The 21,339-nt window shown below is 55.0% G+C and carries 18 protein-coding genes; 9 read left to right on the top strand and 9 right to left on the bottom strand.

Annotation, left to right across the window (positions count from 1 at the left end; all coding sequences use genetic code 11):
- The first annotated feature begins 82 nt into the window (after positions 1-82).
- A complete protein-coding gene (locus F8N66_RS14420) occupies positions 83-238 on the top strand; it encodes a type II toxin-antitoxin system CcdA family antitoxin (protein ID WP_224790480.1) in 156 nt (51 codons plus the stop codon).
- A gap of 283 nt (positions 239-521) precedes the next feature.
- On the top strand, positions 522-689 hold the full coding sequence (locus F8N66_RS31755) for a hypothetical protein (protein ID WP_224790470.1): 168 nt from the start codon (positions 522-524) through the stop codon (positions 687-689).
- Positions 690-779: 90 nt separating this feature from the next.
- On the opposite strand, the gene F8N66_RS14430 is transcribed toward F8N66_RS31755, so the two are convergent.
- The 3 genes from F8N66_RS14430 to F8N66_RS14440 form a co-directional block, all read right to left on the bottom strand.
- The gene (locus F8N66_RS14430) at positions 780-1,136 is read right to left on the bottom strand and encodes a hypothetical protein (protein ID WP_150770797.1); all 357 of its coding nucleotides are present in this window, start codon (positions 1,134-1,136) and stop codon (positions 780-782) included.
- Positions 1,137-1,185: 49 nt separating this feature from the next.
- The gene (locus F8N66_RS14435; protein WP_150770798.1) at positions 1,186-1,590 is read right to left on the bottom strand and encodes a DUF6957 family protein; all 405 of its coding nucleotides are present in this window, start codon (positions 1,588-1,590) and stop codon (positions 1,186-1,188) included.
- Between the two features lie 66 nt (positions 1,591-1,656).
- Entirely contained in the window at positions 1,657-2,385 is a 729-nt protein-coding gene (locus F8N66_RS14440; protein ID WP_150770799.1) for a metallophosphoesterase family protein, read from the bottom strand.
- Positions 2,386-3,191: 806 nt separating this feature from the next.
- On the opposite strand from F8N66_RS14440, the gene F8N66_RS14445 reads away from it, so the two are divergent.
- Entirely contained in the window at positions 3,192-3,659 is a 468-nt protein-coding gene (locus F8N66_RS14445) for a helix-turn-helix domain-containing protein (protein WP_150770800.1), read from the top strand.
- A 1,262-nt stretch (positions 3,660-4,921) separates the two neighbouring features.
- On the opposite strand, the gene F8N66_RS14455 is transcribed toward F8N66_RS14445, so the two are convergent.
- The 6 genes from F8N66_RS14455 to F8N66_RS14480 all read right to left on the bottom strand — a co-directional run bounded on the left by F8N66_RS14455 (position 4,922) and on the right by F8N66_RS14480 (position 13,542).
- Positions 4,922-5,185, bottom strand: a complete 264-nt coding sequence (locus tag F8N66_RS14455; RefSeq protein WP_224790471.1) for a hypothetical protein — start codon at positions 5,183-5,185, stop codon at positions 4,922-4,924.
- Positions 5,178-5,639, bottom strand: a complete 462-nt coding sequence (locus F8N66_RS14460) for a hypothetical protein (protein ID WP_150770802.1) — start codon at positions 5,637-5,639, stop codon at positions 5,178-5,180. Before F8N66_RS14460 ends, F8N66_RS14455 begins: the two co-directional genes overlap by 8 nt.
- An 857-nt stretch (positions 5,640-6,496) precedes the next feature.
- Positions 6,497-8,569 carry an ATP-binding protein gene (locus F8N66_RS14465; protein ID WP_150770803.1) on the bottom strand — a complete coding sequence of 691 codons (2,073 nt, stop codon included), beginning with the start codon at positions 8,567-8,569 and terminating at the stop codon, positions 6,497-6,499.
- A gap of 180 nt (positions 8,570-8,749) precedes the next feature.
- Positions 8,750-9,709 carry a TniB family NTP-binding protein gene (locus tag F8N66_RS14470; RefSeq protein WP_150770804.1) on the bottom strand — a complete coding sequence of 320 codons (960 nt, stop codon included), beginning with the start codon at positions 9,707-9,709 and terminating at the stop codon, positions 8,750-8,752.
- Positions 9,706-11,640 (bottom strand): transposase family protein, encoded by a 1,935-nt coding sequence (locus F8N66_RS14475; protein WP_150770805.1) that lies wholly within the window; start codon positions 11,638-11,640, stop codon positions 9,706-9,708. Before F8N66_RS14475 ends, F8N66_RS14470 begins: the two co-directional genes overlap by 4 nt.
- A gap of 1,005 nt (positions 11,641-12,645) precedes the next feature.
- Positions 12,646-13,542, bottom strand: coding sequence for a LysR family transcriptional regulator (locus F8N66_RS14480; RefSeq protein ID WP_150770806.1), 897 nt, complete (start codon positions 13,540-13,542; stop codon positions 12,646-12,648).
- Positions 13,543-13,704: 162 nt separating this feature from the next.
- Here F8N66_RS14480 and F8N66_RS14485 point away from each other — a divergent pair, with 162 nt between their 5' ends.
- The 6 genes from F8N66_RS14485 (at position 13,705) to F8N66_RS14510 (ending at position 21,299) form a co-directional block, all read left to right on the top strand.
- A complete protein-coding gene (locus tag F8N66_RS14485; RefSeq protein ID WP_150770807.1) occupies positions 13,705-15,795 on the top strand; it encodes an acetate--CoA ligase family protein in 2,091 nt (696 codons plus the stop codon).
- Entirely contained in the window at positions 15,792-16,586 is a 795-nt protein-coding gene (locus F8N66_RS14490) for an enoyl-CoA hydratase/isomerase family protein (RefSeq protein ID WP_150770808.1), read from the top strand. Before F8N66_RS14485 ends, F8N66_RS14490 begins: the two co-directional genes overlap by 4 nt.
- A complete protein-coding gene (locus F8N66_RS14495; protein WP_150770809.1) occupies positions 16,583-18,022 on the top strand; it encodes an aldehyde dehydrogenase family protein in 1,440 nt (479 codons plus the stop codon). The genes F8N66_RS14490 and F8N66_RS14495 overlap by 4 nt, the downstream gene beginning before the upstream one ends.
- Positions 18,019-18,840 (top strand): enoyl-CoA hydratase, encoded by an 822-nt coding sequence (locus F8N66_RS14500; RefSeq protein ID WP_150770810.1) that lies wholly within the window; start codon positions 18,019-18,021, stop codon positions 18,838-18,840. Before F8N66_RS14495 ends, F8N66_RS14500 begins: the two co-directional genes overlap by 4 nt.
- Positions 18,841-18,960: 120 nt before the next feature.
- Positions 18,961-20,277, top strand: coding sequence for an MFS transporter (locus F8N66_RS14505; protein ID WP_150770811.1), 1,317 nt, complete (start codon positions 18,961-18,963; stop codon positions 20,275-20,277).
- A gap of 89 nt (positions 20,278-20,366) precedes the next feature.
- Positions 20,367-21,299 carry a cupin gene (locus F8N66_RS14510; protein WP_150770812.1) on the top strand — a complete coding sequence of 311 codons (933 nt, stop codon included), beginning with the start codon at positions 20,367-20,369 and terminating at the stop codon, positions 21,297-21,299.
- The last annotated feature ends 40 nt before the right edge of the window (positions 21,300-21,339 follow it).

Below are 21,339 nucleotides of genomic sequence, written 5' to 3' on the forward strand. Positions count from 1 at the left end.
TGCTTTGGGTCGAGTCCAGCCAGTCATGGAGATCATGTGCCTGGTCACGTCCAATGCAAACGACTGGTCAAGTCGAATGCAAATGGATGGTCAAGTCCATGCAATTACTCACTTGGCCGAGGCACTGTGGAGGAAGCAGTGCGAGCAATGGCTGGCAAAGAACAGCGAGGCCGTTAATGCCTACAACGAATACGTGGAAGCCCACGGCGTCTCCAGCGACTCTGTACGGAGCTTCTGATGCCTGAACGATGGCGCAATGGATAGTCGCGCAACGTCGATGAAAATCGCTTCTTCGCGGCAGCGGCTACAAAAGCAAGCAGAGTAGAAACCAGCGATATAGTGTGCGCATGATAGCCTGCTGTCAGATATCACTGTTGTGAGACCCTGCCTTGAGCACACCCAGCGTACCCAACGATTTCGAAACACTGATCAGCGCGCCAAAATTTTCGGACGACCCTACTGGGCGCCGGCAGAAACAGCGGTGGCAGCTCATCGCCAGCGACATTTACAAAAGCACTTCTATGGAAGCCTTGCTCGAAGCCAGGGGCAAAGCTGAGGGCTACATCCATGGCCTGGTGGACGCCGGGCACTTGTCGACGAGAGACACCGACCGGGACTATTTGATCCTGTGCATCGTGCAAAGAAGGCGCGAGTTTTTGCAGAAATTGTTGAGTGAGTTTGGCTACTGAGACCGCCCCTAGTCTCATGGAAACAGCCAATAGCTGAACGACCAAGTGAAAGGCTCCGAATTGCGGTTTCGGAGCTTTTTGAATGATTACTTAGTAGCGTTCGCCGGTGCTCAAAAACTTCAGAAAACTCCCCCGTCCAACGCCTCGCAAAAAGCTGCCAATGACGTAATTACCATCTTGTGTTTCGAGCAGCCAGAAACGCCCTTCTTTCCGTACGGTGTGAATTTTTCCTGTTCGCAGAATGGCGCCATCTACTTTGCGGTACCCCTCGTGCCTCTCTGCGTGGTCAAAGGAAACACCTGCACACGCATCCTCAGCGATGAACGCATCACTGATGAAAGCGGTAATTGGCACGCTGTATTTTCGATTGCTCGCTCGCACCAAGCGACTCAGCTGAAAGTCACTTACATCCTTACCGTGGATCTCCACTGCAATTTCTTCAGGCATCCGTCCATAGCTCCAAAACGATTCAATATGTGTTTTGCGGCGTCACCACTCACCCAGCGGACATTGAAAACGCGGCCCCCAAGCTTGCTTCTTTTCTTTGGCCTGCTGCAAGGAGCAAGTAAACCGTATTTTTGGTTTCAAACATGCAGCCTTCAGTGAATGATTTTCCGAAGTTGCTGCGTACCCACATGGCTGGTTGAAAACGACCTTTACTGTCCAGAACTACATCATGGGCGAAAAGCGTCATAGGAAGCAGGTCGAGCTTCGTAAGCTTTTCCTTTTCATCTGGTGTCACGGTGAGGTCGATTAAGATCCACTGGCGCACGACGCAAAATACTTTGCCAGGGAATGCCTTTGCCGCCAAGAAAATGAGGTTTTCTTGAGACCCTTGCCAGCCAGGAACCTCTTCCCCCGCGCCGTAAAACAGTTGCGAGACTTCTTCCAACGTCACCATCAAAAATGCTCCATCTCATCGAGCGTGGTCAGTCCAGTGAGCTTGCCCATTGGCCGATCACTAGCATCAAAGCTCAATCAACAAATCAGGATTAAAACCGGTGATCTGCCCTGGGTAACCCCGAGGATTTGAAATCACATGGCATCCACATTTGGTGAAGCTTGCTGCTACGTGAGTGTGCCCATAGACCCAAAGATCGGCCTTACCAAGAAGCTCCGGCCAATCGTTGGCGTACGCTGCGCTTAGGTGCTCGGGAAGATCATCAGCCACGTGATCCACCACGGGAGCATGATGTGTAACTACAACAGTTTTACCATCGAATGGTTTGGCCAGTTCCTGTGTAAGCCAGGCATAAGCTGTATTTGATTTAGCGATCAAGTCGTCAGGACGGAGGCGACGGTAGCTCTCACCTGTTCTGATGACGGTAAAGTCGTTCATCCATTCCCAAGCGACGCGTTTCGCGGCAACGACATCTCCGGTCGAAACGTAATCTGTCCACGCCGTAGTGGCCAAAAACCTAGTTTGGTTCAGGATCAAGGTTTCGTTTTCAAGGACATGGACATGAGGCGCCGCCGCCTCTTTCATTTTGCGGAGCGTTTGCTCGATGTGGCCGCCGTAGTATTCGTGATTGCCGCACACGTAGATCACAGGGCACTGGAACGTCTCGTTCGCCCAAACAACACCGCGTGATTTGATATCGATGTCTCCAGCGAGAATCACTACGTCCGCCTCTCCAGGGGCGGGCTCAAAAGGTGCGAACTCGTTGTGCAGGTCGGAATAGATTCGTAACTTCATTGGAGTCACCATACTGGCCAGTCTTAAGCCGATTCCGAAACTGCTAAAGGTGCAATTTTCGTGTCTTCATAGATCGTCCTAACGCCGGTGAGTGAACCGACCTCGAGGCCATTTCGAGCGCTGCTATAAACAGCTCCGCCCGCAACTTTATGAAGCAAGATGCACTCACCACGTTGGTCGTAGCCGATGACCAGGCTCAGAAGCTTCTCCATGCGGTCTGAGCTACCCCCGTTCAACTGAGGTGCAGTCACTACCTGAACTTCCTCTACCAAGAAGGTTGGGCCCTGCTGTACCAGTAGGTCAGACAATAATGAAGCATCTGTTGGCATCAACTTTTTAGTGCGCTGTCTGCCCCCCTCAGTGACCCGGAGGATGACGTGATACCAAGGATCGATTGATTCTCGCTCAATCATTCGCCACGCGGTTCGTCCTGGCCCAGGGAAACCAGGTTGGCCCACCAAACATGACTCGTGTGAAATAAACATTTTTAGATACCCGCCTGTGGTGCGCGCACGTGCGGCACCCCTCTTAAATTGTTGCTTCCTTGCTTCCGGAAAATCAGATCGCCGCTTCCTTGGTCAAGGGAAATTCCTTCGCTTACTGGATTTCATCGCGTCAATACATCCAATATGTTCACGATCCTCGCGAATCCAAATTTTTGGTGTCGAGCTCTGCGGGGCGCCAGGACGCGAGTATTTCGTTCAGTTCAGAGAGCCTCTTCATCCGACCGTCCAGAATAATAACACTAATCGACGTTTATCTAAACACTTCAAGTGTGGCCCTATCCTCGCTTTTTAGGGACAATCATGTCGCTCAAGAAAGAGATCGCCGCAACGATCCGGATAGTCCGGTCGGTGCGTGGGCTGGCATACGAAGACTTGGCGTCTGTCACTGCGCGTACGAACGTCAGTGCGCTTGAGCGTGGAAAGATAAACATCACCGTTGATAAACTGATCGAGTTATCCACGTCTCTGAAGCTTGACCCTGTGGCTCTCCTAGCTATCAGCATCTCCATGAGCAATAGCGAGACCCCCGAAGCGGCTTTGGAACGAGCCAGCGTCGAGCTGGAGAGTTTCCGATCAGAAGGAGGCTTGGATCTTCTTGCGACGCAGATTGTTGACGACACTTTGGTGAAGCGTTCCCGAGGGAAGCCGGAAGGCTCTAAAAATGCGCAAGCTATTCAGGAGCTCAAGTCGGCAGGCTTTAGCCGAAAAGATGTGATGGAAAAGCTCGGGCTATCTAGGTCAACGGTGTATGGGCATTGGAAGATATAGAGCAAACGGAATCGACCGGACTTCTAGTGCATCCGACCAAGCAGAAGCAAGCTGCTCCTTTGCAACTACACCATCTAGAAAGGCGGTGAACCGCTGGATCGACAAGCGGAAGAAGCAATCGAGTCGGTGACTATCGCGCACTGATGAGATGCCGGCGTAATGCAGTGCTCCCTCTCATTGGATTCTGGCGTGGCTTTCGTGGCGATGAGTTGGCTCGCCTCTTAGTGGAAGTTACCCAGGCGGAAGCGGCATCGGCTTTACCTTTTACCCGCCCTACACCAAAGGGAATCGCAACCATCAAGGTAGCGCCTATCACACCCTTGCCCTCAGGAATTTGTGCTCGGTCGAGGCGTATATCAACTGGATCACCGTGGCTGGCGTCACAAAGGCCCGACTTTTCGAAAGCTCGATCGAAGGGCAACCTTTCAGAGAAGGGATGACAATCAACCAGTGTCATTCCACTGCTAAGACGCATCCTTGAAGATGCTGACATGCTTGCTCGGGCTTATAGCGGCCACTCGATGCGAATAGGCTTCGCCAACTGGGCCTCCACAAATGGTTGGGACATCAAGGGAGTGATGAGCTATGTCGGCTGGAGGGACATGAAATCTGCACTGAGGTGATGCTAGGAACTCATTCGGAGGTCTCGCTGTGCACAACACAGGCGAGATCGAGCAAGATTGTTTGACTTGAAGCTGGGAGTTCATCTTGATCAGCACCGCCTCAGCCACTCGCAAATAAGCTGTGACGCTAGACCACATCACCACTAGGGGCGATATCTTTTCACGACTCGCATGCAGTTCATCTACCTGCTCTGCGAGCTCGCTTTGCTGACCAGCGAAATTCCTTCTCGGCCGTCCAATACCCCCATTCGACAGCGCCGCCGCGACTGCGGAGGTAAAAAAGCACGGATAAAGAAGCTCATCGATCAGGGCCCTGCCAATACGAGGCGGCGCGACGACTGCGCGTAAGAAGGCAGACGTTTAACAACTATTTAAGAGGTTTTCTTGAGGTACTAGCCCACCTGCATGTGGTGCCAAGGCGTACTGGGCGAGGATAAGGAAAAGCCACCTAAGCCTACTAGAGCCGTTGCTGACTCCGACTGCTGAAGATCCACCCGGTATAGCAGATTTGAACTCTATGGCAGTAAAGACGTGGCGCAAGGATGGGGTCGTTGTCGTTGGAACCTGATTTAAAGAGCCGGCCGAAGGTAGAGTGTGCTGCCAAGTCTTATAAGACAGCATCCATCAGGATGAACGACCTCACTGACGCACAGTACGCTTACTTAGCTTCTTAGTTTTGACAGTCTTCTCCTTTCTGTTTTTTTCAGACTGTAATGCACGACCGGGATCAATCAACTTCATGATATCCATAGCACTGAAGTCATATTGATGAGCCAGGTTGTCCAACTCACCTAGAAATCGTGCAGCCTTAATAACTTCGGGATCGCGCAGGAGAGGCGCGATGGCCTCATACTCCATGGCAATACGGTTACTGAGTGCAATGAACTCTTCAACGCTAGTCATCGAGCTTCTCCTCGTTTCCATTTTGATGCCCTTCAACTTCGGTCGAAGCCACTAACGTATGATCAATATTATCGCTTAGCCTAGAACTAGCTTCGTAAGCTATACTATTGCCTCTAATGGAACTCACGTGCGCCATATCTTTACTTGACGGCACGGAAGGTGGCGAAGCTTCTAGTCGCTGAATCATTTCCAGTAATCCTGTATTGGTTCGAGCGTTTAGTCCATCTGCATCACCTCCTGAGCCGCTACCCCCACCCTCATACCTGGCCAGAAGCAGGTCAAAAACCTGGCTGAGGGTGTACCCGTAATCCTTGGTCAGCGCTTCCAGCTTGAGGTAGAACTCCACATCGAGCTTGTAATCCAGATCTTCTTGCTGCTTTTTCAGACTACGCAGGGTTTGCTCAAGCTCAAACTCCTTGAGCCGATATTCGACAAGCGTGTGTGGTCTGACCATTAACTACTCCAGCTTCTCATAGAAATTCGGGAGGAGGCACACCCAGTATAATAGGCTTCACGGTCGATAAAAACCCTCGTCTACGGGCAAAAATATTCAACAACATCAGCTACTTGGGTATTACAAAGTGACCTTGAGACCTTTTGTCGGATTAATAATGCCTACATGATTGTCAGCTCTTACGTATCATGAACAGCGTTCATGATCGAAATCCGCAAAGAAATCACTGTTTCCTATTTTGGTAGTAATTGGAGCGAATGGCCGCCGGGGATGTGGATCAGAGGTTTCGGTGTTTCCAGTCAATTCACGGACAATATATTGTTAAGGAACAGAAAATGTCGACGGAGCGCAACGGAGAGTGGAGATTCAGCGCCAGTCTCGCCTAACTTTGGCAAAAGAATCACCAATCTACAGGCAATTTATGGCATATGAATTCGACGCAGATCTTCCTTTATTGCATTAAATTCAATGACTTGTAGCTTTTTTGAAACCTCCATAATCGAGCTGTTTTTTTCGAATTCCCGTTTCCAGCTTACCGGAAAATTTTTCCCGGGCACCACTGGCAATACTTTGATAAATCACACAGCTGGCTTTCCTTCATGTATTGACGCAGACAGTCGTGCCGCAGCGGTTGACTGAGGTCGCTGTCTCGCCATTCTGCTCGCTCGTTGGCGTAGTCTCGTCGCTTCAGGGGACATTAGGGGAATGGGATGGGAGAGGCAATGTTACGTGTAAACCGCTATTAGCAATAATTATCTTCTAGGTGGCGTGCCGGCCCGAGGAAGAACATGGATTAGCTTTTTCAAAGCTTCATCGGCTTGTCCAGCACCTTGGCATGCGATTTATTTCGACCTCTTCTAAGAGCGTCCTTCACACTCCAGAAACCACGCAACAATTGTGTAGTCCAGATCATTTAGCGTAGATCTCGCAAACTCCAAGTATGCAAATCTCTGGCCTCGATTATAAGCCAGCCCTCCAACTGTTGAAACTTCACTTCGACTTGTCGGAAATGGAATCGAATAGGGTCTGGTTGTATCTCGTATGAACTCCGCTTCGGAAGTATCAATAACACCAAACCCAACACCTAACATCCAATATGCCACGGCTACATCACGCGGGCGTGCCGAATCAGGCTTGAGTTGAAGCGATGTCTCTGCCGAGTGCTTCTTCGTTAACGCCTTTGGCTTGGTAAACCGGCTGAAGAAGTAAGATCGAGCAAACCCTAGCGCCCCAGTTTCACTTGGATCTTGTAGCCAGTAGGACATTAAGAACTCAGCGGCGTTTGCCGAAGGCGAAGTGTCAGCTGTAAGCCCAAAAAACCACGTTTGCATCCTGGCGGCCAAAGCTATCAAACGATCATTATCTGCTTTGGCTAGTGTCCGTGATGAATGTTGCAGCGGAAACTGCGTGGTAAGCCTGGCGGCAGGGCTTCCCACGTACTCAGCGAAAGCTCTCCACGCCTTGTCAAGGATAGTGAAGGTCGAGGTGGACAGTCGCTCGAGGAGGATTGGTGTACTGTGCAGCAGACAAACACTCTGACGAGGTTGCCGCCAATTCAAACGCATGGCTGGAGCGAGGCCGGCCGCCACATCAACCTTGAAACACTCCGGGCAGTAATTCAGCGCTTTGGGGTATGGAACCATGCCGGCGCTGAGGTTGCTTGGGCTACTTGAATCGATGAAGGTTTGTGGGCGGTCGCTGTTGCCACCGGGGCTTGGTAGTGCGAACTGGGCAGAGATGTAGAGCCGGTCAGACAGACTCAATGACTGGAGCAGGTCAAGGTTGCCCCATTGCATATCAGGGTCTGAGGTGCCTTTGCTGCAATGCAGAACCAGCTCGTCGCCCAAGCTGTGCCCAATGCTATGACCGGGCCCCATGCTTTGCCTGGCGATCCACGAAGAGAAGGATTCGTTATCAACTGCCGGATGGAAATGCCGCAGGTCGGTTTCCGATAAGATCGAATGCTGCGAAGACCAGGCGACATCGGAGGGCCCGCCCTCCTCAGTCCTCACAACCCCTGCTAGATCTCCAGCCATTCCTGATATTTTTGAGGAGGCATAGGTCGCTGCAGAGGCCGCTGATTTTTCTGCGGCTTGGGGGCGATGAAAAACTGAAAGCTCTTCCTCATCACATGCCCACATGGCGGGTATTCCATCGCCGGCCACCACCGGCGCTGATGAGCTGTCGATGATCTGATCTACCAGAACTCTGACAGCTAGCCCAACCTTCCCACCAGACTTCTCATGCACAGCAGTTACGTCGAGGGCTTCGATTCGATCCGGTGGGCACGGAGGCAGCACGCGAAGCGCGACGCTGGTGATGAAGTGGCCAAACTTCGAATTGGCTGGCATGGGGTCAAGCGTTATCGTTTTGCACTCCACGAGAGCGGACGTCAAAGCGAACTGCAGCCACTTTACAGAGTCAGCAACTCCGAAGACCACGAACTTCGCTACCCGGCTGGCTCGCAGGAGCATGATGATTGCAGCTGCATTGGCGCTCTGTGCCATATCATAAGAACCATAAACGTCCACGTCATGGACGATGACGCATTCGTAGTTCCGGGCCTCCAAGACTGCGAGCTGGAGGGCATTCAGGCCTATTGAAGATGCCCCTGGCGTGTTACTGACTTCCGGCGGAATCCGAAGCGCTGTATCCAAATTTGCCTTGAAACTACCGGGTTCCAAAGTCGAAATCTTATCCATGGCCAGCACAAGGTGGCCTGTTGCTTGAAGCTTCCGGGAAAGCTGGCTGGCCATGGCGGTAGCACCACATCCTGGTGCTCCTACTACAAACATGACTTCTCGCCACGCTCCGCCTGCGCCGTCCACTAAGGCATCGCCCTGGCGCTCCATGAACTGATAACACTCGTTCAGGGCATCTTGGTTGCCAGAGGCTTCAGACCAAAACTCTGCGGGTTCATGGCTACTCAACGCCGAGCTCCTGTCGCATTTTCGCAAGGTTTGGAGAAAGCGATTTCTTGGCCGAGGGTCTGTGGGGTTGAGGGCAAGAGACGTTGGGTTGCCACCAACAGCCGGCCCAAAATTCCATGTTCTGCGTGCGACAACAACAGATGGGTTATACACCGACCTGATTGAATCGCTGGCTCATCCTTAGAGCGTTGCTCCCGGATTAGGCATCGGCCGAACTTCCAGGATTTCCAGTGCTTTATTGGTACCCTGCATACACCCCCATGCGTTCAGGATACTCTCGGCGTTGATGTACTCCTGCCCGCTCTCGACGACCATCCGACATGCCTCCCTCAAGATATCCGCGATTGCTCGACGCGAACGGTACACCACCTGTTCATGGTTCTCCGTGGTTGTCGACTGGGCGTAATCAAACAAATTCTTAAGAAGGTGATTGTCGACATTCGACTGCTGCAACAGGGGCATGTAGCACAGGTAGCCTTTTACGAATGACTCACCCTCGTAATCATTTTCCCACTCACTTAACCTAGCCTTCCGAAGGTTGAACCGTGTCATGAGGGTTGCATCACCATCGAATACCTCCTTAAGACCATCTGGTGTTCCGCTTAAGATTACATTCAACTGCCAATCAGGCCCGGAAAGCCCCTTAAGTGCACCATACTCACCATTGAGTCGCTTCTCCGACAGGGCCTGGCGCAACAGTGGGATTTCATCGATGAATACAGCTCGAACGTTGTTTTCCTTGATCAACCGTTGAGCTAGCGCGATGTCACGGTAGGACAGCGTAAGAGGTCGCTTGGAGAATTTCCTCCCTACTTCAGCCAGGAATAGCTTCATGATGTTTAGGTTTGCTTGGTTCTGTACAAGGTCAATGAAGATCACCTTGCCGCCCCATGTTGAACCTGGCTTGCAGCTCTGGGTCTGCCAGCGTTGGCCTAACAACGACTTTCCGAGTCCGGGATGCGCGATCAAGGACATGCCGGGGTTAGAGGTACACCTAGGTAGCGATACCAAACGCATTGCGCTCAGCTCCGCCGCCATCGCCGTGGGGTGCATAAGAAAGATTTCGCGCATGCAGGCAAGCGCCCGTTCTTCGCGTGGCAGGCTTAGAAACTCTTGGGTCTTCTCAGTAAGGTGACTCATAGATCATCGTCTCCCATCATTGGTGGCGCGGGGCCACGCTGTTGCGATACAGAGCAACCATTCGACGTGCCTGTAGCCTGGCTGCCCTTGGTAGTCTTCCCGTCAGCCGGCGAAAAAGGTTCGGCAAGCTCGATAGGTTGTAGTAGCCCAGGGCTTAGAGACTTCAACACCCGCTCCTGGAGCTCTCGGGACTCCTCCAGCCGTCTTAGCTGCGTATCCGTGATCAGCTTCCGCTGTTCATTGACGTACCTCAGCCCTACGATTGTGAGTTGGCGCTTTTTCTGGCCAAATTTTCTCTTGATATTCCAAGCCCACATTGTTTTCGGGATGTCGTCACGATTACTATTGATTAGTTTGAGCCGGATCCATTTCCCGTTAAACTCAACCCAAGCTTGATGTATATTGTTATGGTCGATTTTTAATCTTACTGGTGTGCCAACTTTATTTTTGTAAGGGCCAACCTCGTAAAGCAGTTCAATCGCTAAAATCCCTTCACGCCTAACGGATACATGATGTTCATGCAACAGGTCTATCCAAAATTGCTCTGGATCAGGGAGAGTTCTGGGAACCCTGATAACACCATCATGTATACCAAAGCTTTTCAACCAAAGTTGATTAGGGGTTAAGTGATCATCTCCAGGGTACTCATGCCAAATACAAATTTGGGAAATAATAAGAGCAAATAGATCAGTAATGGAATAAGTGGCCATAGACTGAGGATTTTCACCCCGAGCCATTTTTCGGTTGGATGCGATAGCCCCGTTCAACCTTTGTATGAAGAGTGGATTAATCTTTCCTAAACCACGCTCTACCTTGCCGCCACTTTGAGGGCGTTGTCTCCTATCTGGATGAATGCCGTTTTTAGCCAATCCAGCTAAGACTGTTTTAGCATTAAGATCACCGCCCCCATCCACCCTGTATATTTCACCAGCCCCATATTGAATCCAAATAAATTTCCCTTTCAACCCAAATTCTTCAAGCAGTGCGTCTTTAGGTCTTATTGCCATAAGCATGGCATCAGCTAGGGTATTTCGCGAAGGGGCCCGGAACGACAGCGCGAAACCGAGGTATGATCTCGTGTGAGCATCAACTATCATGGTTAGATTGGGTCGACCCAGCCAACGCTCGGTTTTAGGATCAATCGCGTGACAGTCTAATGGGCTGTTATCTGCATGAATGATTTCCAGCGCATGAGTGGTGCGTGTCCCGTGGTCAAATGTATTAAATTTATCACTTGCTGCCTTTGCGCCCTTTTCATTTGCTAGCGCTTGGCGAGCAGAAGTGTTCTGTTTATGCCGACGCCGGATTGTTGAGGGGGACGGAGCTACTTTATTTCCTTCTAGACATCGCGCTTGGGTACCATTAATTGCAGCCTGCACGGTGCCACCCGTGCCTGTAACGTCTTCCTTGCTCGCTATAGCCATGATGTCTTCGACATCTTGGTCAAAGCGGGTCTCACCTTTGCGCCGCCCTGGCTTACCTGGCGCTAAACTTTCCCAGTCTGGCCATTCGCGGTACCTAAACAACAAGTCATTCAGAACTGTCATCTTGATGCCCAACGACTCCATGGCCTGATCTTTTTCGGCCGAGGTTATTTTTCGGCCTTCGGTTTTTTCGATTTCATACAATGGTTCGATAACACGTACACGTGCTTTGGCGGTAAGAACTTGATCGTCCGTATAACGGCACGCCGGCTTAGGCTTTTCAGCCTCTAGTCTCTGTTGCTCAACATCGGCAAGAACTTCACCCCTAATACGCTCGGTAATATCTGAGGAGATTTTTAGGAGACTATCCCGATGCGCTTTAGCGGGCGGCTCTAGCCGCCCCGAAGACTGGATGACATAGCTATTATTTTCAGCGTCAAAGTCGAGCACGGTGAAAATCCCATCGCGCTCTTTAAGAAACACGCTTTCGCCGACTACGTAGTCCATGGCGATCGCTAAATGTGGTTTCGGTTAATAAAAGTTAGCCACCGCTGCTTGGAGGCTCCGTCCAATCTAGAGCGCACTAAGCCTAAAGACGGAACAGCTATGCCAAAGAGCTCGCAGGTATGGCATACGTGTCTCCAGCAGTCTACCGATGTGTACGACCCAAAATATGAACGTGTATATTCCAAGTGAATGAGGTAGGTAACTAAAGGCTTGTAGCGGTAGTTAGCCGACGTTTCACTAGTGATAGTTATGTATTCGTCCAAGTTATCGATGAAATGCCGAGATTTATCCGCTACTGTCGCCAATGGGTTTCGGAGAGTTCTTGACTTGCTTACCACTTCCCGAATGTGCTCCTCGAAAGCGCGACATGGGTTGTCCGCGACGTGCACTCGCGAGGGATTTAAGGAAAAGCAATGACCATCTGCCAGCCTGCAGAGCTTGACGGTGTCGCGGGGTGGCCGGTGAATGCTCATCACCGCCAGCAGCTCAGGGCCGATGTCCGAAGTTACGAAAGCACCTACGTACGTCATACAAGCCTCCCCATTCAGGGTCGATCATTACAAACTGATCGCATGAATGCGAGCATAGCCGCTCATCAGCCAGAAGAAAGTACCGTTTATCCAAATGACCGGAGATATGTAACTTATTGATTTATAACATACGCGTTTCAGTAAATACCGTTTATTTTTGTAAAATTACCGGCCTTTTCTGAAAGAATTTGTCAGAGACTTTATTATTCAGGGAGATACAGAGCGAACGGAGGTATGTGAAATTGAACACCAGAAACCTGGTGTCATCGACGATGGTTTGCTCAGTCTCAGTCAACAGTTCCAGTAGATTCCCCATCGCCTTGCGATTGGCAATGCCGGTCAGGGCATCGCTTATCGCTTATCGCTTCATGACTGAGATGGCCAAGCTTCTGCTACATGAGCTTTACAGCACTGAGCAGTGCTCGTCGAATAGCGGAAACATCAAGGTACCAGGCTTGCATGTACAGCCACTGGCCTACTCAAGAAGCACTTTCGACAATTCACGCACATATCCGCCTACAATCCTGGCGGCCCTGGACAGCGGATGCTGGTGGGTAAACGCCAGGGCAATCGTGCGTTTGATCTGCGGCTTATCGATTCGCACTGCATCCAGCAATCCGCGTTCAACATCATCCTGCACCGCCAGAAAAGGCAGGATAGTGAATGCCCCGCCAGCTGCCGCCACGTCTTTCATTGCATTGAGCGTATCGACTTCAATCGCCACGTTCAGAGACAGTTGCTGTTTGCGAGCCAACTGATCCAGGGTGGTTCGCAACCCGTTGGGACGCGAGGGCAGGATCAACGGATAATCCGGTAACGCAGCAAACTCGATTGACTGCCCAAGCCCGCCCAGGGTTGCGGCCTTACCCACCAGATACGTATCGACGACCCCCAATGTTTCTTCGTCCCGGGCGTTGGAGATGCCGTACCGGTTCACAACGATCAGGTCCAGGGCACCGCCTGCCAGTTGTTCATCGAGATCACCACTGAAGCCTTCAACCACATGCAGGCGTACGCCAGGTGCATGGGTTTGCAGTTTGGTGAACAACATCGGCAGCAACCTTCGCGACATCGACGGCAAGATACCGATATGCACTGTCCCCGCCGGCACGCCCGAGGATTCCCTGACCAGGGTTTCCAGGCGCTCGGCCTGGGCAAGCAGCAAGCGAATCTCCGGCAGTACGAGCCGTCCGAAATCAGAGACGACCAGACCCCGCCCGGTACGCTCGAATATCTGATCCCCCCACTCCGCCTCCAGTTGCGCCAGTTGCCGACTAACCAGCGATTGAGCAGTGCCAAGCGCCACCGCCGTTCGGGAAATAGACCCGAGTTCGTCCATCAGCAGCACGCTTTGCAGCTGTTTCAAATTCATCTCGGCTCGCCCTCGTCGCCCTCTTCCAGTGGTCGGAACATAAACGACAGCAAGGCTTGAGGCCATCACTTTTTGATGTATCTGATATCGCCTTCATGACACTTCCGGATGGCCAGGACGCTCCCTAGACTCGCATCAGACCTGAAGCCACCGAGAGCCATCATGGCCCATAACAATAAAATCAGTCCGACAGCGTTATCGCTGTTCGACCCGTCCAGCGTCGCGGTCATTGGCGCATCCGAAGACCCGAACAAAGTCGGCGGGCGCCCTATTCATTACATGCTCAAGTTTGGTTACTGCGGCACGATCCTGCCGATCAACCCCAAGCGCGACTCGGTCCAGGGCTTGCGTTGTTATCCCGATCTGGCTGCGCTGGACATCGTTCCCGATGCAGCCATCATCGCGGTCTCGGGACAAGCGGCAGTGGAAGCGATCAAGGTATGCGCCCTGTCGGGTGTAAAAACCGCCGTGGTCATGGCCTCAGGGTTTGCCGAGACCGGAGAAAGCGGTCGTCAGTTGCAAAATGAACTGGTGGACTTCGCCCGTCGCCACGGCATGCGGCTCATCGGCCCCAACGCCCAGGGCTTTGCCAATTTCGCCAACGGCGCCGTGTTGAACTTCAGCACCATGTTCATGGAAGTGATGCCCGCGGACGGCCCCATCGCGATCGTCAGCCAGAGCGGTGCGGCAAGCGTCATGCCTTACGCGATGTTGCGTGAACAGGGTTATGGCGTTCGCTACCTGGCAGCTACCGGTAACGATGCCGATCTGGGCGTGTCGGAGCTGGCGCGTGTACTGGTGGACGACCCGCAGGTTCGTCTGATTCTGGTGTACGTGGAGACTGTTTCGAATCCGCAACTGCTCGCCGAGGCCGCACAGATCGCTCGACAGAACGGCTGCCACATCGTGCTGCTCAAAGGGGGCGTGAGTTACAAGGGTGCTGCTGCCGCCGCGTCGCACACCGGTGCCATGGTGGGCGAAGACGGCGCCCTCGATGCATTTCTCGACAAACATGGCATCTGGCGTGCCCACGACATTCATGAACTGGTCAACGCGGCCCCGCTGTACCTGAGCGGTTTCGCTCCGGGCGCTGGCCGCACCGTGGTCATGAGCCACAGTGGCGCCGTGGGTGTGCTGTGCGCCGATGCCGCCGAACGTATCGGGCTGCCGCTGACCGAGCTGGCCTCACCCACCCTGGAACGCCTGAAAGGCTTGATCCCTGACTTCGCCAGCGCTGCCAATCCGCTGGACCTCACCGCCGCCCTGCTCGGCAATGGCGGGATGTTTCCTGCCGTTCTCGATGTGCTGGGACAGGACCCTGATGCTGACATGTTTCTCATCGGCATCCCCGTGGCCGGCCCCGGCTACGACGTGCCGGGGCTGGCCCGGGCCACCGCGAAATTCATGCATCACACCGGCAAGCCCGTGGTGATGACCGCACCTCAAGCGGATGTCCGGGCGCAATTCCAGCAAGCCGGTATTCCAGGCTTTCGCAACGAAAGCGAAGCGGTATCGGCGCTTCGTCAGTACGCCCGGCATTGCCAATGGCAAGGTTCAGAACGCCCTGCCCCCGGGGCAACCACCGTGAGTGCATACACCGGCCTGCTCGACGAGGCAGACAGCCTGGCCCTTTTGGCGGACGCCGGGGTCCCGGTCGTCGAGCATCGGGTGTGCCATGACGCCGACAGTGCAGCGCGGATCGCCACTGAGTTTGGCGGGCGCATCGTCGTCAAGGGTTGTGCGGCGCAGGTGCCACACAAGAGCGAACACGGCCTGGTCCACCTCAACCTCGGCGATCCGCAAGCGGTGCAGGACGCGGCGCAGCGCTGCCTGGGCGCCCTGGACTCATTGGGTGTGCCCCACGGCCGGCTGATCGTCGCGCGCTCGGTCAAAGGCCTGCATGAATTCATGCTCGGCGTTGTCGTCGATCCGTTGTTCGGCCCGCTGGTGGTCATCGGTGAAGGCGGAACCCTGGTCGAGATTCGCAAGGACACCGTGTCGTTGCTCGCCCCTTTCACCGAGGCGCAAGCCATGCAAGCGATCGAACGACTGCGCATTGCCCCGGTGCTCAAGGGCGCACGTGGCCAACCACCACTCGACGCCCAAGGCCTGGCCCGGGCGGCGGTGGCGCTGGGTGATTTTGCCCTGCAGCACCAGACGAACCTGCTGAGCGTCGACATCAACCCCGTCATGGTCATGGCCGAAGGCGTGGTCGCTGTCGACGCGGTTATCCAATACAAGGAGGCTCCATGAGCATCCGTCATCTCGATCAACAGCGCAGCGTCCTGATTGACGTCAAGGATCAGGTGGCACTGGTGACGCTCAATCGCCCGGCCAACCTGAATGCGGTGAATCAACACCTGCGCAGCGCATTGATCGCCGCGCTGGCACAGCTCAATGAGGACCCGGCCGTCAAAGCCGTGGTCCTGACCGGTGCCGGTGACCGCGCATTTTGCGCCGGCCAGGACCTGGAAGAAGCCAGCGCCGTCGACTGGAAGCAGATTGCCCCTTGGTTGAGCGCGCAACGCGCCATGTACCAGGCCGTTCGCGATCTGGACAAGCCCTGTGTGGTCGCCATCAACGGCGTCGCCGCCGGCGCGGGCATGCAATTGGCGCTGTGTGGCGACTGGCGGATCGCCTCGCCGGATGCCCGCATTGGTCAACCTGAAGTGAAAGCCGGCCTGGCGAGCATTGTCGGCTCCTACTTGCTCTCCTTGCATGTCGGCCTGACCCATAACACTCAATTGTCGTTGTCCGGTGATCTGATCAATGGCCAACGCGCCCACGAAATCGGGCTGGTGACCGAGCTGCATGCCTCAGACGTACTCGGCGCCGCCCTCGCCAGCGCCCGTTCGATGGCGCAGCTGCCCCCGACCGCCATCCGCCTGTCCAAACAACGTTTCCGGGCGCTGACGCAACCCGGCTTCGACGACGCCTGCACCGCCGGCATCCGGGCCCAGCTCGAATGCTATGCCAGTGATGAACCACAGACCTTGATGAGTGCGTTTCTCGACGCCCGTGCACGCAAAGGAACTACACAATGACTGCCTATCAACATCACCTCATCGACGGACGCTGGACCCCGGCACAATCGGCCGACCGCACCCGCGTCTTCCACTCCGCGAGTGAAGCCGAACTGGGGCACGTCGCCCATGGCACCAGCGCAGAAATCGACCTGGCTGTCCGGGCTGCAAAAAACGCCTTCGCCGCATGGTCAGCGCTGCCGGTGAGCACACGCGCCGACTTCGTGCGGGGGATTGCCAACCAGCTGGAAGAGCACGTCGATGCCCTTGCGCGGGGCATCGCCGCCGAGGTCGGCATGCCGCTCAAGCTGTCACAGCGCATACAGGTGCAGGCCCCCATTCTGGCCTGGCGGGCGACGGCGGACCTGGCGGTCGATTGCCTGGCGGATTCGCGGGTCGGCAACTCCACCATCACCCATGTCCCGGTGGGCGTGATCGGGGCAATCACGCCGTGGAACTACCCTTTGCACCAGATCACCGGCAAGGTTGCCGCCGCATTGGTCGCCGGTTGCACCGTAGTACTCAAACCATCAGAACTGGCACCTTGCACAGCGCGTGCACTCGGTGACGCGGCGTTGGCCGCCGGCCTGCCCAACGGCGTATTGAACATTGTCCTGGGTGACGCGACCACTGGCCAGGCACTGGTGGATCATCCCGATGTAGCCTTGCTGTCGTTTACCGGTTCCACTGCCGTGGGCCGACGTATCGCCGCCTCGGCAGGCCTGGCGCTGAAACGGGTTGCACTGGAGCTGGGCGGCAAATCAGCCTGCATCGCGACCGCCGATGCCCCCGCCGAAAACGTCGTTCGCCAGGTGATTGGCTCGTGCTTCTTGAACTCGGGTCAATCCTGTAATTCGCTGACTCGCCTGCTGATCCCAGTCGCGCTGTATGACACCTACCGCGCCTTGCTGGCCGATTCCGTGACACGCCTGACACTGGGCGATCCCATGGATTCGGGCACACGCATGGGGCCATTGGTGTCAGCGGCGCATCGCGACCGTGTGCGCGCCATGATTGCCGATAGCCAATCCCAAGGATTTGACCTGATTGCCGGCGGCAGCCAGGCACCTGTGCCGGCGACGGGTTTCTTTGTGGCACCGACCATTTTCGGCCGCGTTACGCCTCAATCAGCACTGGCGCAGCAGGAAGTATTCGGACCGGTACTCAGCGTCATCACCTATGAAACCGAACAACAGGCCATCGAAATTGCTAACGGCACAGCGTATGGCCTGGCCGGTGCAGTGTGGGCCGGTGATATCGATCACGCCCTGAGCCTCGCCCTTCAACTGCGCGCCGGTCAGGTCGACGTCAATGGCGCGCCCTTTAACCCGGCGGCGCCGTTTGGTGGCTTCGGTGATTCCGGCCTCGGTCGTGAAGGCGGGACCTATGGCATCGAGGAGTTTGTCGAGGTTCGTGCCATTCAAATGCCGGTTGCCAGTACGAAGGAGAAATCATGAACTTCAGTCAGATCGAACTCAGCCGCTTTGGTGCTCAAGAGCACGTTGCCGTCGTGACCCTGATGCGCCCCGACAAGATGAACGCGTTGACCAAAGTCATGGAGGCGCAACTGCGCGAAGCGTTTGCCCGGCTGGATCGCGACGACAGCGTTCGCGTCATCGTCCTGACTGGCAACGGTCGTGCATTCTGCGCCGGCATGGACATCGATGAACTTGAGGTGCTGCCACCGGACGACATCAGCGAAATGGCCTGGATGCGCGCCTACGACATGAATCGTCGTAGCGACTACCAAAGCCGTTATTCGTATTTTCCTGCTGTGCGCAAACCGATTATCAGCGCGATCAACGGTGCCGCCGCTGGTTTGGGTTTGGTGTTGGCGCTGTACAGCGACATGCGTTTTGCCAGTGAAAGTGCCGTGTTTTCCACGGCCTTCGCCAAGCGTGGATTGATTGCAGAGCACGGCATTGCCTGGTTGCTGCCGCGCATTGTCGGGCCGGGGCACGCCGCGGACCTGCTGCTCTCGTCACGCAAGGTTTCGGCGCAGGAAGCGTTGAACATGGGCCTGGTCGAGCGCCTGTTTGCACCGGATGCCCTGTTGGAACAGGCCCTGAAATACGCCGAAGACCTGGCGCTGAATGTCTCGCCGCGTTCGATAAAAATCATCAAGCAACAGTTGGGCGAATCACCCTTCCAGACACTCTCGGAATCCATCACCCAAGCCAACCGGGAGATGTTCCTGAGCATTCAGAGCGATGATTTCAAGGAAGGTGTGGCGCATTTCATGGAGCGACGACCGGCACGCTTCAGCGGCCGCTGATATCTCCAGACCATCTTCAGAGCTGCCACAATCCCCGGCGTACAGTCGATTCGACGTCTCGCCGGGGATCACAGGGCATTGAAATCACGAGCACTCCATAAAAATAACAAGGAGTCAGCGATGACTATTCTCAATACCGCAGAACAGCACATCGGCGTGCAGGACCCTGCCCTCGCCGAATCGACATTCAAGAAAATCATGTGGCGGTTCATGCCGCTGTTGTTCCTCTGTTACGTCGTCAGCTATCTCGACAGGATCAACGTCGGCTTCGCCAAGCTGACCATGCTCAACGATTTGTCCTTCAGCAACGCAGTCTACGGCCTGGGCGCCGGCGTGTTCTTCATCGGCTACTTCTTTGCCGAAGTGCCAAGCAATCTGATTCTGCACCGCGTAGGCGCACGCCGCTGGATCGCGAGAATCATGATCACCTGGTCGTTGATCTCGGCGGCGACTGCGCTGGTGCAGACGCCGATGCAGTTCTATATCGCGCGGTTTTTCCTGGGCATCGCCGAGGCAGGTTTTTTCCCTGGCATCGTGCTCTACCTCACCTTGTGGTTTCCCGCCCATCGCCGGGGCAAGATGGTCGCGCTGCTGATGGCCGGCAACCCGGTATCCGGCATCCTCAGCGGGCTGGTGTCGGGCTATATCCTGCACACGATGAACATGGTCCATGGCCTGGCGGGCTGGCAATGGCTGTTCATCATTGAAGCGGCACCGGCACTGGTTCTCGGGCTGGTGGTGATGTTCTTTCTCACCGACAAAGTTGACGACGCCCACTGGTTAAGCAGCGAACAGCGAGCCGTCGTTGCCGAAGAAATCAGCCAGGACAACCGTGCCAAAACCCACAGTTCGGTTCGTCAGGGACTGCTTGGCGGGCGGGTATGGCTGATGTGCTCGATTCTGTTCCTGCTGGTGATGGGCACCAGCACCATCGGTTTCTGGCAGCCAAGTATCATCAGCAATTCCGGTATTACCGATCCAAGAACGATCGGGATCATTTCGGCGGTGCCTTACCTGGCAGCACTGCTGGGTATGTACCTGGCCGGTAAAAGTTCCGATCGCCACCGTGAACGTCGTTGGCACGCGGTCATTCCACTGTTGGTGGCTGTGCCCGGGTTCCTGATTTGCGCCTTTTTCCCGCTGACACCCTGGTTGGCAATTACCGGCCTGATCATCGCGACTGCGGGGATCATCACTTCCCTGCCCATGTTCTGGGCACTGCCGACCTCATTCCTGGGAGGTGCCGGGGCAGCGGCGGGTATTGCGCTGATCAATTCGACGGGCAATCTGGCCAGCTTTGCCGGCCCGGCACTGCTCGGTTTCCTGAAGGACCTGACGCAATCAATGACCACCGGCCTGGTCATCGTCGCGGGCTGCGTGTTTGTGTCGGCCATGATCATCCTGGTGTTCGTACCCGCCAGGATGGTTAACCGCTAGTCAGACTTTCCTGTTGTAGACCCCATCACAGCTTCTGGCGACAACCCGGCAGAAGCTGCGTCAAAGGACCAGAGACTGAAGTGACCACCATGAACAGCCCAACGAAGATCGATGCGGTACCGGCCAATCAACTGGAAGCCGAATACTTCGAGTACAGCAAGGCGGCCAATCCGATCAGCGCCAACCTCATTACAAAAATTCCCTACCACTACTTTCCAGCGTCACTCTGTGACAGCGGGCCCTCTCGGGTCATACCGCTGGACTTGAGCGACGCCCTTGGCTGTGAAGGTCCCGCGACCGGGCCGGGATTGTGCGCGAACTTCATCCGCCTGAACGCAGGCGACAGCCTGACGCTTGAGCCCAACGCCACCTCACAGGTGTTTTACGTGATTGCCGGCGCAGGAGAAGTCATCCAGGGTGAGCACCGCATTGAATGGTCCCAAGGCTGCTTCATTGCGCTACCGGGTCTTGCGGACGCCCGCTTCAGCGCCACCGAAGACGCCCGGCTCTACTACGTTCATGACGAACCCCTGTTGCGCTATCTCGGTGTGACCCGCAGCACCGATCGCTTCGCGCCTACGCTGTATCCCGCGCAGACAGCCAACGCGAAGCTGCGTGAAGCCGCCGATGATCCGCGCGCGCAAGACCGCAGCCGCATCAGCATCTTGCTGGGCAATAGCAATTTCCCGCAAACCAGAACCGTGACCCACGTGCTCTGGGCCATGTATGGAATTGTGCCTGCAGGCTCCATCCAGAAACCTCACCGGCACCAGTCCATTGCGCTGGATTTCATTATCGATTGCCCGACAGGCTGCTACACCCTGGTAGGGACGGAGCTGGATGTCGATGGGCGAATTCGAAACCCGGTTCGGGTGGATTGGGCTCCGGGGTTGGCATTTGTGACGCCACCCGGATACTGGCACGCCCATTTCAATGAGTCGGATCAGGAAGCGTTTCTGATCCCGATTCAAGATGCGGGCTTGCAGACTCATCTTCGTTCACTGGATATTCGCTTCAGCTGAAACAGGCTGGCCACAGTCCCTTTGGTTCTACCCTTCTCAC

It is taken from the genome of Pseudomonas fluorescens (assembly GCF_902498195.1).
In the GTDB taxonomy this organism is placed as follows: domain Bacteria; phylum Pseudomonadota; class Gammaproteobacteria; order Pseudomonadales; family Pseudomonadaceae; genus Aquipseudomonas; species Aquipseudomonas fluorescens_BU.

Bases quoted from the DNA above. Each gene is read 5' to 3' on its own strand.
- F8N66_RS14495 (WP_150770809.1), top strand. From the start codon at position 16,583: ATGACTGCCTATCAACATCACCTCATCGACGGACGCTGGACCCCGGCA.
- F8N66_RS14445 (WP_150770800.1), top strand. From the start codon at position 3,192: ATGTCGCTCAAGAAAGAGATCGCCGCAACGATCCGGATAGTCCGGTCG.
- F8N66_RS14500 (WP_150770810.1), top strand. From the start codon at position 18,019: ATGAACTTCAGTCAGATCGAACTCAGCCGCTTTGGTGCTCAAGAGCAC.
- F8N66_RS14505 (WP_150770811.1), top strand. From the start codon at position 18,961: ATGACTATTCTCAATACCGCAGAACAGCACATCGGCGTGCAGGACCCT.
- F8N66_RS14475 (WP_150770805.1), bottom strand. From the start codon at position 11,640: ATGGACTACGTAGTCGGCGAAAGCGTGTTTCTTAAAGAGCGCGATGGG.
- F8N66_RS14420 (WP_224790480.1), top strand. From the start codon at position 83: ATGGATGGTCAAGTCCATGCAATTACTCACTTGGCCGAGGCACTGTGG.
- F8N66_RS14460 (WP_150770802.1), bottom strand. From the start codon at position 5,639: ATGGTCAGACCACACACGCTTGTCGAATATCGGCTCAAGGAGTTTGAG.
- F8N66_RS14510 (WP_150770812.1), top strand. From the start codon at position 20,367: ATGAACAGCCCAACGAAGATCGATGCGGTACCGGCCAATCAACTGGAA.
- F8N66_RS14490 (WP_150770808.1), top strand. From the start codon at position 15,792: ATGAGCATCCGTCATCTCGATCAACAGCGCAGCGTCCTGATTGACGTC.
- F8N66_RS14470 (WP_150770804.1), bottom strand. From the start codon at position 9,709: ATGAGTCACCTTACTGAGAAGACCCAAGAGTTTCTAAGCCTGCCACGC.
- F8N66_RS31755 (WP_224790470.1), top strand. From the start codon at position 522: ATGGAAGCCTTGCTCGAAGCCAGGGGCAAAGCTGAGGGCTACATCCAT.
- F8N66_RS14455 (WP_224790471.1), bottom strand. From the start codon at position 5,185: ATGACTAGCGTTGAAGAGTTCATTGCACTCAGTAACCGTATTGCCATG.
- F8N66_RS14480 (WP_150770806.1), bottom strand. From the start codon at position 13,542: ATGAATTTGAAACAGCTGCAAAGCGTGCTGCTGATGGACGAACTCGGG.
- F8N66_RS14435 (WP_150770798.1), bottom strand. From the start codon at position 1,590: ATGGTGACGTTGGAAGAAGTCTCGCAACTGTTTTACGGCGCGGGGGAA.
- F8N66_RS14440 (WP_150770799.1), bottom strand. From the start codon at position 2,385: ATGAAGTTACGAATCTATTCCGACCTGCACAACGAGTTCGCACCTTTT.
- F8N66_RS14485 (WP_150770807.1), top strand. From the start codon at position 13,705: ATGGCCCATAACAATAAAATCAGTCCGACAGCGTTATCGCTGTTCGAC.
- F8N66_RS14430 (WP_150770797.1), bottom strand. From the start codon at position 1,136: ATGCCTGAAGAAATTGCAGTGGAGATCCACGGTAAGGATGTAAGTGAC.